The following is a 9432-nucleotide window of genomic DNA, read 5'->3' on the forward strand; positions in this document are numbered from 1 at the left end:
CCCTTGCGGGTGCCCTTGCGGGTGCCCCTACCGGGCCGAGGGCCGCATCCGGTGTACGGGCACCCCTTGCGGGTGCCCTTGCGGGTGCCCTTGCGGGTGCCCCTACCGGGCCGAGGGCCGCATCCGGTGTACGGGCACCCCTTGCGGGTGCCCTTACGGGTGCACGGGCACAAACGCCACCGCATCAGCCCACATCCCGCGGCGACTATCGCCCGCCAGGTTGCTCGAACTCACCAGTGCCGTAGCCGGGTCAAATTCGTAGATCCCCAGATCGGCCCACCAGTTGCGTTCAACCTCGGCATCAATGACCGCCACGCTCTCGCCGTCACGGTGGCGGATCAGATAACGAGCCTCACGGGTCTCGTCAAGGCCGTTGAGGGCATACGGGATATAGGCCATCACCTGGTAGCGCCCCGCCGCAGGCAGTTCTGGTTCCCAGATCACCACCTCGGCCTGGCGGAGACTCGCTGGTTGCCAGGGCCTGCTGCTGCTTCCAGCGAAATTTGTGGCAAGAAAAGAAGAACCCCCTTCATTGCCGATTTCATGTGGTTGCCAGGCCTCGGTGCTGAAAAACCCTGGGCTGGCATTGTGTACAACAATGACGCCAGGGGGTGGTGCTTCACATGGCGAGGGCATATCGGCCCAAAGCCAGACACTCGTCTGGCCTGCAGGACTCGTTACCCAGGGGCTTTCACCACTCCCACACCAGCCATAAGGGTCAACATCACGCCCGAGGTACTGCACTTGCAGGTGGAGATGCGCCCCAATTGAACAACCTGTATCGCCAGCAATGCCGAGCACCTCGCCCCGCGTCACCGCTTGCCCAGCGGTGACGTTGAGGCTGTCCAGGTGCCAATAGAGCGTCCGATAGCCATTGCCGTGGTCAAGAATGACCGCCCGCGCGGCGGTTGCACAGCCATCATCAGAGTTACCGGCAAAGGTGACCAGGCCATCCGCAGCGGCGAGGATGCGATCAGGCGGAGCCATCGCATAATCCCATCCGGTATGCCCGTCGTAGGCAAAAGCACGGTCGGTCTCTTCACGCCCCCAGAAGGTATGAAGGGAACCATTGGCACGAAGGAAAGGAGCGTCGTGGTCAAAAAACGAGGTCACCCGGAAATTGCGTTCCATCGGACGGTACAGGAAGGGCTCGGCCAAGGGCGGCCAATCGCTCGGCGGCTCACGTGGGTCACCAAAGAGCCGCGTATAACTGGCGATGAATTGATCGATGCGAAGGCTAAGCATGTCTGGGGTTGTCGTCGGGGCCAGCATCCGGGCCAACACATACCGATTGAACGCGATCTCGCCACTCACCTCCTGACGGCTTCCATCGGCAAAGACCAGGGCTGGTGGCGGACTGTCGCCGCGCAGCGCATATTCACGTACGCCGGCCCGTACCTCGCGAGCGGCACGGCGCAGTTGCCCATACACCCCCTGGTTTGCACCACGGTAACCCATTGCCGCAGCGAATTGCTCAGGCCCGGCCGATGGGTTGCGTACTAACCCGCTCTGCATATCCATCAACGCAAGCAGCACCTGAGGATTGATGCTATAGAGCGTCGTGAGGCTATAGAGTACATCAGTGAAAGAGTGAGAGCGATTGCCAATCTGAAAACGCATGTTACGTACCGGGCTGCCATACGCTTCCAGCAAGGCCTGGATCTCGGCCCCATTGAAATTGTGGGCATAGCTGAGCCGCCGCGGATCAAAGAGCGGATCGCGAGGTTCGGGTGTTGCGGTAGGGAGAGCGGTTGGCTCAGGCGCACTGGTCGCAACCGACTGCTCAGGCGTAGCAATAGGGAGGGTAGGAACGACGGTAGGCGTGGGTAGCACCTCAACCACCGGGGTGGCGGAAGGCGGCGGGGGTGCCGCACAGGCAACCACAAGGATCAGCGTCATCAAGAGCGCAGGTATGGCGCGAAATGGCAACTTCATAGTGCCATCAGCATAGCTGAAACACGGCTGTTGGTCAAATGTTCAGGGGGGGGGCTGGCATCCAATCAGCATTTGTAAAAACGACCAGCTTCGCTGGTCGTTTTTACAAATGAAATTCCTAACGCTGAAATGCGCTGCGGATCTGGTTGACCAGGTTTTCCACAAAGATCCGCATTTCATCGGCAGCCTCTTGCACCGTCGTCCGCCCTTCCGTCAGGCTATCTTCGTTGGGCACAATCAGCCAGAGCACAAGATAGAGGACGCCGCCGATGCCATTGATAAATGCCAGGACAAGGAAGGCCAGCCGGACAAACATCGGGTCGATATTGAAAAAAGCTCCCAGGCCGCCAGCAACGCCCGCCACGACCCGCTCGTTGCGGCTCCGCGTAATGCGTCGAATATCCATTGTGTTCACTCCTTCTGTAACGTGTCGGCAGCCCTGTGGCTCCCATTACCGTTGTTTCTGTCTGCCTGTACGACGCCAGAGGGAGTGGGAATGTTGCGGAGTACGGGCGCTGGCTACTACTTTGTTGCCCACCGGGCGGCTTCGCTGATTGTCTGGAAGTGGATCGCGACGGTATCGCCGATCATCCGGGCATAGCCTCCGGCCATAGCGACGGCAACCGGCAGGCCTGCGGCGTGACAGTAGTGAAAGATGATGCGGTCGCGTTCAGCCAGGCCATGTTTCGTCAGGGCGAGGCGACCCAGGCGATCATCAAAGTAGGGGTCGGCCCCGGCCAGGTAGAGCACGAGCTCGGGGCGGGTTGCTTCGAGAGTGTGAAGCACACCCTCTTCGAGGGCATCGAGGTAGGCATCGTCGCTGGTGCCGTCAGGCAAGGCGATGTCGAGATCGCTCGTCGCTTTGTGAAAGGGGAAGTTGGTTGCACTATGGATCGAGAAGGTAAAGACACTTGTGTCGTCGGCAAAAATCGCCGCGGTGCCGTCACCCTGATGCACATCGCAGTCGATCACGGCCACCCGTTGCACGCGCTGTTCGGCTTGCATAACGCGTGCAGCGACGGCGCTGTCGTTCAAGACACAGTAGCCGGCCCCGTGGTCAACAAAGGCGTGATGTGTGCCACCAGCGAGATTAACCGCCACCCCGTCACGCAAAGCAGCGCGACACGCTTCAATGGTGGCCCCCACCGAGCGCCGCGAACGTTCGACCATCTGCGGCGACCACGGAAAACCAATGCGCCGGATCTCTTGGTGACTCAACGTGCCTGCAATGACACGGCCAAGGTAAGCTGGGCTATGCACCAGCCTCAGTTCGGCATCATTAGCCGCCGCGGGAACCCTCAGCGCTTCAGGCGCAACCAGGCCCGCCGCGACGACCTGCTCACGCAAGAGCGCATACTTTGCCATCGGGAACCGATGGCCTGCGGGGAGGGGCAAGACAAATGTATCTGAGTAAAAGATCTGCAAGGGAAGCGTCAGGATTTCTCAGGCAAATAGACGGTCAAGATATAGCCCATCCCGCGGCGGGTTTGCAACAGTTCATCAGCTTGCCCGACGCGGCGCAAGGCAGCACGCAGGTTACTTACCGCCCGGTCGAGTGCTTCGGCATCAAGCCCGGGGTCATAGTCGCGCCCCCAGATAGCCTCGGCACACGCCTCACGGCTCACCAGTTCACCCTGACTCCGATAGAGGCGACTCAAGAGCCGCTGCTGATTAGGGGTCAATTCGAGCAACGCATTGCCCAAATAAAACGCCTGGGTACGCTCGTCGAGGCGCAGGCGGGTATGCGGTACTACGGTAGGATCAGGGTCAAGGAAACGGAGCAGTTCGCCCCCCAGACCTGGGGCAATCGTATCGTGATTGCTCAAGATATGCGGGCCGTTGATTAGTTGCCCATTGACGAAGGTGCCATTGGCACTCCCCGCGTCGTGCAGCAGATACCGCGGCCCTTCGCGCACAATGCGGGCGTGCAAGCGCGAGACCGTCTGCCGATTGATGACCACATCGCACAGCATCGAGCGACCGATCGTGTGCTCGTCACCACCAAGCAACAGTTCGGTCGGCGTCACATCATCACTGAGCGCAATCAGGCGCGCAAGAATGGCATGCTCGTTTTGCATAGGTCTATTGTACCGCGAGTCGTGTTTTTGTGGGTATGTCGTTGAGCGGCGGACACCCCAGGCCCTTCCTTTTCAAAGAAGGCCAATGTTTTGACGCAAAGGCGCAAAGTTTTTCGCGTAGGTGCGCTAACCCTTAGTGACTTGGTGTCTTTGCGTCAAAAAAACCGCCTTCTCTGCAAGGTATTGGTACTAGTCCCATATAGGACTGACAGTCTCTATACGCTGTCATGCTGGTGTTTTATACTCAAGGGTAGACATTGTTATGAGTCGATCGTGACGGCATCCTTCCCCGCGTTCTTGCATGAGAAGAAGGCCGGAAAATCCTATGAAACCCCACCTGCCGCATCGTTTCGTCACCTCTGTGGTTGCGCTGGTAATTCTGCTCGGCGTGACGGTTGCGCTTGCTCTGCCTCCTGTTCCTGCTTCCTCTGCGCAGACCGACTCATCCGCCACGAGGCTGTTCCACCCGCCTCGCCCGCATAGCCATGTTGCCCTCTCTAGCGATGGCGAGGTGAGCGTTGATCACCAGACCTTCCCCAATTTTGCGTCCTACTTTACTTCGCCCTCTTTTCGCCTGCTTGGCAAACGCTGTGGAACGCAGGTTCCTCACGATCTCGCGAGTCTTCAGGCTGATCCGAGCGATTGTACGCTTGCTCGTACCGTGATTCAGCAGGCGTACTGGCCCAACGAGGTCTATGTTATTCCGACGGTCTTCCATATTATCTATGCTAGCGATGGTACGGGCAACATCGCTGATCAACGCATCTATGATCAGGTGCGCGTGCTCAACGAGGATTATCAGGCCTTGACTGGTACAGCTGGCGCGCAGGGTACCAATACCCGGATTCATTTTCAATTGGCTGGCATTACGCGCACGATGAATGATGCGTGGTTCCAGGATCAAGATGAGTTTGCCTATAAGCAGGCTTTGGGTTGGGATCAGAGTCGCTATCTCAATGTCTATGTCAATACAGCGAGCGGCTTCCTCGGCTATGCCTACCTTCCTCAGCAGCAGGTTACCAAGGTCTACGATGGGGTGGTGATGCTCTATCAGGTGATCGGTGGGCGTGATCTTCCCGACGCCGCGCCGTATGATCAGGGCCGCACCCTGGTTCACGAAGTTGGCCATTACCTTGGTTTGCTGCATACGTTTGATGGTGGGGGTTGTTTTGATGGCTATGAGGCGGGGGATTTGATCGCCGATACGCCCAGCGAAGAGGAAGAACACTATGGCTGTACGCCGTCTATGACCTGCGGCACGCCCGACGATATTCATAATTTTATGAACTATACCGACGATACGTGTATGTGGCGTTTTACCCTCGAGCAGGCGAATCGGGCGGTATGCAGCCTCGTCAATTATCGCTCAACGCTCTACAACATCGGGGCCGTCGCGATCAATCAAACGCCCCCACCTGATCGAGTTCAGGCAGGGCAGCCTTTGACCTATACGCTAACCGTGCAAAATAGCGGTCAGGTTGCGCTGGATGCGCAGATTACCAATATCCTACCCTCCGCGACGCTGACCTATACGCTTGCTGGCGAATCCCGCCCCCTTGTCGACGGGAAACTCACCTGGTCAACGACGCTCACCGCCCCCGGCGGAATCTGGTCCGAGACGCTTGTGGTGACGTTGCCCATGACCTACACCGGTACAGCTACGAATGTCCTCGAAGTAACGTCGCTGCAGGGCGTGACAGGTGCATTTACCAGCGTGGTTACGGTGGGTGAGGCGGTGCGGTATCAGATATTCTTGCCGCTTGCGATGCAGTGATAATGTGACGCAAAGGCGCGAGTGGCTATGGTTTTGTCCAATCCTCAAGCGTGAGTTGCGGAATGCGCGAAAACTCTGTCGTGTTATTTGTTACGAAAATGAAGCTGTGCGCAATAGCTTGTGCCGCAAGAAGCATGTCGAGCGACCCGATAGGTGTTCCTTGCGATTCTAACATCACCCGAAGCGGGCCGTATGCCTGTGCCGCGCTGTCATCGAATTCCAGAACGATGAAGGGGATCAGAAAGAGATCCAGGGCGTGCTGATTTTGCGGTACATTCCTACTTTTATGTACTCCATACTGCAACTCAGCAATCGTGATGGTGGATATACAAATATCCGTCAGGTGGTGATTGGTAATATTGGGACTGGATTCAGTTCCGAAACGGACAAAACCCAAAACCACGAAAAATGCCATTTTGGCGGTGTGAATCCCGCCGTCCACGTGCACGCCGTGTTGGGCGGATTATCGATCAGTTTGATGGGGCTTCTTTGGGATGGCAAGCACCCCCTCCAGTATCAGTACACTTGGTACCAACGCGACATACAGCCAGAGCCCCCACAACTGACTTGGTGGTAACTCTGACATGGACATGAGGAACGCCCAACTCCAGACAGCCGCCAAACCCCATACTGCTACGTGGAATATCAGCTGGCGTTGGCCGTCTCCCCGCCAAATCAACAGCCCGGTACTTACAGGTGTCAACAGCAAAGCGATTGCGCCCAGAATGAACGGGAACGCGCTGCCTGCATCGGTCGGAGTCTTTGCCCCTGTGACCAACCCCACGCCCCTACCGATGAGTTCGCCGGCGACTGCCCAGAGGACATACATTCCATCTATTGGACTGCCACAAAAATCCCCCTTCAGGCGGATGGCGCATGGGTATTCTGACGGCACATGGATTTGATCGAAGAACCACGGTCCCTGAAATGCCAACAGGAGCAACACTAGAATGGCCACCCGCCAAACCCTGTGGTATTCACTTATCCACGACATACGTGGCATCCTTTCTATCACTACACTTATCTCCCGCTTCTATTTCGGGTCTCTCAATCCGCCCAACATGCTGCCGCTTAGCTGCCGCCCGGTGCGCCGCACGATACGATCTGTCAAAATGCCGGCGGGTACGCACGCCGCAGGCGGTCAGCTACAGCGGCGTGTTGGGCGGCACTATCGAATTGCAATTTGCTGGATCACACGAAAACGAGCACTTTTTAAGGGGTGTATGAGGTTATCTTGTATCTTCCCCAAAACCGCTGGATCAGGCCGTCGGTTGCACCGGGACACCCGCCCGTTGGGCCAACTGCTCGGCTAAGGTAGGGGTGGTTGCAGGCGTGACGATGCGGTCGCGGAGATAGTGGAAAAAGCCCACGCCGAGTTTCGCTGCCGTGGCCGCCAGGGTTTGGAAGGTATCCCAGGCCCGCGCCCCCGTTCGTGATTGGGGGCCGAAGCTCACATCCCGTTAGCGCACGCGGCGACGAGCCGCCAGTTCCATAGCGTTATTATGCAGCGGAATGTCGGGATGCTTCAGCACCGCCAACACATCCTGGCGCGTGCCGCCGGGACGGGTGTGGTAGCTGGTGAACAGGGCGTTGCCCACGACGTGGCAGACCTCGTTCTGCCCATGCACGCGCGTTCCGGTCTGATCGGTGGCGACCCACGACCCCGTGGCAAGGCCGGTCTGATGGATGGCCGCCGCTTCGTCGGCCCAGAATCCATCCGGATCCAGCAGCATCCGCGCCACCGTGCCGGTGCCAATCGTCAGGCCCACATCCCGCAGGAAGGTCAGCAACGCGGGTCGACTCACGTTCGCGCCATCCTGGTAGCCCGGTGGCAACGGGGCGGTGATGGTCGTGTTTGTGCTGGGGAAGTACCACACGTCGCGGGTGAACCGGACGACCTCGACCGCCATGTGCAAGCGTTGCACGATGAACTCCGTCGTGCCGTGCCGCACCGCATCCGCTGGCAGGGTCGCGGGGTCAACCACGCAGCGTTCCTCGTGGGTGACGGTCAGGGTCGCATTTTTCGTGGGTTTGCTGCGGGGCGTGCGCGTGCGGCGCTCGGCCTCCGAGGAATGATCCGCCGGGGGAGGGCTTGGTGGCGTGGGTGGTTTGATGTCCGGCTTCGCCGACCGTCCCGTCAGCCGTGCGTTCTCATCACGCAGATGCTGGATCTCAACCCGCAGGGCCGCGTTCTCAGCGGCGAGCGTCTCAATGACGTTCAGCAACTGGATCACGATCTGGCGCGTGGCCACATCAGGAATGGTGTCGGGGTTGATGTCAGGAATCTGCATATGCAGGAAGTGTACCAGACCTTGGCTCCGCTGTCACCCTTTGTCCAGCGGTTTTGGGGAGGATACTGTTTTACTGTAACCAATAGTTCAAACGCTGACCTGCCATCCAACGCTCACGCTCAGCCGCCCGCTGGAAGGTACAAGTTCGATAGATCGGGAAGGCGTTTTTGCCGCTTCTGGATTACAAAATCGCCCCGATCCAGCGGGTCGGCTGCAACACGTTGTTCGGCGGCAGCCGGCGTATTGTTTGCACCTGAAGGATGTATATGGCTTCTCAAAGAGGTATGCATAGATTATAGCGGAAGGTATATGACCCGATTCGCCACGTCGGCTTCGGTGCCCACCAGCGCAATTACCTCTAAATCCTGCACACAGCGCCCAATCGAGACATCCTGCTGATGCGCGTAGATGACACCGCCGAAATTGATTCCCGTCGCCTGCCGCGCGGTTGCCTCGGCGAGCAGATCATCATCTTGGCTAAAGAGGACTCGGCCTAATGCCGTTGCCCGGTCGAGGAGATCGCTATCAGCAATGTCGTGGGCGTGGTCTTCATACGCGGTGAGGACGTCGACATGGCGTAAGCGTAACCCCAGCGTAATCGCCCGCGGCACGTGATGATCCATGTACAGTTTGAGCGGCATGCCGCTTAGCCTTGCGCTTTGAGTCGGGCAACGAACGGTGCAGGGGGTGTGACGCGCCGCAACTCCTCAACCTGTGCCCGTCGTCGAGCGATATCCTGATCCAAGGCATCCTTATGATCCCAATAGTAGGCCAAGGCCGAGTGGATCTGTCCCAAGGTCAAGTACGGATGCTGGAAATGGAGTTCTTCAGGACTCCAACCGTAGGCCGTTGACTCCAGGACCAATTCGATCACCTTCATGGTGGTGCCGTCGATGTGGGGGACTCCGGCGTCATCCAAGACGATATGCTCATACCGTGTTTCCACCAGTGCCATCAGCAACTCCTTTGCGCATCAGCGTCTCACGTTGGCTCCCATTATAGCATTCCGTCGACCGCACAAGGAGGCGGAGGCCCCAAAGCGGAGGTGCCTAATATTACAACGTATGCATCGGAACGCACCGTAGAGGGCGCCGAGAACGCAGAGGAGGAGGTTGTGCGGCAACCATCTCTCTGGCCTCTGCGTCCTCTGCGGTAAAAAAGTCTCGTTGTAATACTAAGAAGCTGTCTGAAAAGGGTCATGCGGCCAACCGCCGGAGCATCACGCGGGTCATGGCAAGGGAGATCATCGCCTCGCTCGTGGCTGGCAGAACCTCGTAGTCCTTGCTTAAGCGGCGGCACTGGGTCAGCCACGCGAAGGTTCGTTCCACAACCCAGCGCTTTGGGAGCACCAAGA

At 58.4% G+C, this 9432-nt stretch carries 12 protein-coding genes; 1 reads left to right on the forward strand and 11 read right to left on the reverse strand.

All coding sequences use genetic code 11. From position 1 onward, the window contains the following. Nucleotides 1-153 precede the first annotated feature (153 nt). From A9Q02_RS05355 to A9Q02_RS05370, 4 genes are all read right to left on the reverse strand, one after another. Nucleotides 154-1935, reverse strand: coding sequence for a peptidoglycan DD-metalloendopeptidase family protein (locus tag A9Q02_RS05355; protein ID WP_172450658.1), 1782 nt, complete (start codon nucleotides 1933-1935; stop codon nucleotides 154-156). Between the two features lie 118 nt (nucleotides 1936-2053). Further along, on the reverse strand, nucleotides 2054-2341 hold the full coding sequence (locus tag A9Q02_RS05360; RefSeq protein WP_097651327.1) for a PspC domain-containing protein: 288 nt from the start codon (nucleotides 2339-2341) through the stop codon (nucleotides 2054-2056). Between the two features lie 116 nt (nucleotides 2342-2457). After that, the gene (locus tag A9Q02_RS05365; RefSeq protein WP_245860369.1) at nucleotides 2458-3300 is read right to left on the reverse strand and encodes a histone deacetylase family protein; all 843 of its coding nucleotides are present in this window, start codon (nucleotides 3298-3300) and stop codon (nucleotides 2458-2460) included. Nucleotides 3301-3368: 68 nt separating this feature from the next. Continuing rightward, nucleotides 3369-4013: an FHA domain-containing protein gene (locus A9Q02_RS05370; protein WP_097651329.1), complete on the reverse strand. Its 645-nt coding sequence runs from the start codon at nucleotides 4011-4013 to the stop codon at nucleotides 3369-3371. A gap of 325 nt (nucleotides 4014-4338) precedes the next feature. Here A9Q02_RS05370 and A9Q02_RS05375 point away from each other — a divergent pair, with 325 nt between their 5' ends. Continuing rightward, a complete protein-coding gene (locus A9Q02_RS05375) occupies nucleotides 4339-5787 on the forward strand; it encodes a M43 family zinc metalloprotease (protein WP_172450661.1) in 1449 nt (482 codons plus the stop codon). 25 nt (nucleotides 5788-5812) lie between these two features. Here A9Q02_RS05375 and A9Q02_RS05380 read toward each other — a convergent pair whose 3' ends face one another. From A9Q02_RS05380 to A9Q02_RS05410, 7 genes are all read right to left on the reverse strand, one after another. After that, nucleotides 5813-6229 (reverse strand): type II toxin-antitoxin system VapC family toxin, encoded by a 417-nt coding sequence (locus A9Q02_RS05380; protein WP_097651331.1) that lies wholly within the window; start codon nucleotides 6227-6229, stop codon nucleotides 5813-5815. A 21-nt stretch (nucleotides 6230-6250) separates the two neighbouring features. Then, nucleotides 6251-6781 carry a hypothetical protein gene (locus tag A9Q02_RS05385; RefSeq protein WP_097651332.1) on the reverse strand — a complete coding sequence of 177 codons (531 nt, stop codon included), beginning with the start codon at nucleotides 6779-6781 and terminating at the stop codon, nucleotides 6251-6253. 265 nt (nucleotides 6782-7046) lie between these two features. Next, nucleotides 7047-7241, reverse strand: a complete 195-nt coding sequence (locus A9Q02_RS24815) for a hypothetical protein (protein ID WP_097651333.1) — start codon at nucleotides 7239-7241, stop codon at nucleotides 7047-7049. A gap of 6 nt (nucleotides 7242-7247) precedes the next feature. Further along, nucleotides 7248-8078: a hypothetical protein gene (locus A9Q02_RS05395; RefSeq protein ID WP_097651334.1), complete on the reverse strand. Its 831-nt coding sequence runs from the start codon at nucleotides 8076-8078 to the stop codon at nucleotides 7248-7250. Nucleotides 8079-8371: 293 nt separating this feature from the next. Next, nucleotides 8372-8719: a DUF5615 family PIN-like protein gene (locus A9Q02_RS05400; RefSeq protein ID WP_097651335.1), complete on the reverse strand. Its 348-nt coding sequence runs from the start codon at nucleotides 8717-8719 to the stop codon at nucleotides 8372-8374. 5 nt (nucleotides 8720-8724) lie between these two features. After that, the gene (locus A9Q02_RS05405) at nucleotides 8725-9033 is read right to left on the reverse strand and encodes a DUF433 domain-containing protein (protein ID WP_097651336.1); all 309 of its coding nucleotides are present in this window, start codon (nucleotides 9031-9033) and stop codon (nucleotides 8725-8727) included. 241 nt (nucleotides 9034-9274) lie between these two features. Continuing rightward, on the reverse strand, nucleotides 9275-9432 hold a 158-nt coding region (locus A9Q02_RS05410; protein WP_141508731.1), incomplete at its 5' end, for a transposase.

It is taken from the genome of Candidatus Chloroploca asiatica (assembly GCF_002532075.1).
GTDB lineage: Bacteria > Chloroflexota > Chloroflexia > Chloroflexales > Chloroflexaceae > Chloroploca > Chloroploca asiatica.

Bases quoted from the DNA above. Each gene is read 5' to 3' on its own strand.
- A9Q02_RS05355 (WP_172450658.1), bottom strand. From the start codon at position 1,935: ATGAAGTTGCCATTTCGCGCCATACCTGCGCTCTTGATGACGCTGATC.
- A9Q02_RS05360 (WP_097651327.1), bottom strand. From the start codon at position 2,341: ATGGATATTCGACGCATTACGCGGAGCCGCAACGAGCGGGTCGTGGCG.
- A9Q02_RS05365 (WP_245860369.1), bottom strand. From the start codon at position 3,300: ATGGCAAAGTATGCGCTCTTGCGTGAGCAGGTCGTCGCGGCGGGCCTG.
- A9Q02_RS05370 (WP_097651329.1), bottom strand. From the start codon at position 4,013: ATGCAAAACGAGCATGCCATTCTTGCGCGCCTGATTGCGCTCAGTGAT.
- A9Q02_RS05375 (WP_172450661.1), top strand. From the start codon at position 4,339: ATGAAACCCCACCTGCCGCATCGTTTCGTCACCTCTGTGGTTGCGCTG.
- A9Q02_RS05385 (WP_097651332.1), bottom strand. From the start codon at position 6,781: ATGTCGTGGATAAGTGAATACCACAGGGTTTGGCGGGTGGCCATTCTA.
- A9Q02_RS05395 (WP_097651334.1), bottom strand. From the start codon at position 8,078: ATGCAGATTCCTGACATCAACCCCGACACCATTCCTGATGTGGCCACG.
- A9Q02_RS05400 (WP_097651335.1), bottom strand. From the start codon at position 8,719: ATGCCGCTCAAACTGTACATGGATCATCACGTGCCGCGGGCGATTACG.
- A9Q02_RS05405 (WP_097651336.1), bottom strand. From the start codon at position 9,033: ATGGCACTGGTGGAAACACGGTATGAGCATATCGTCTTGGATGACGCC.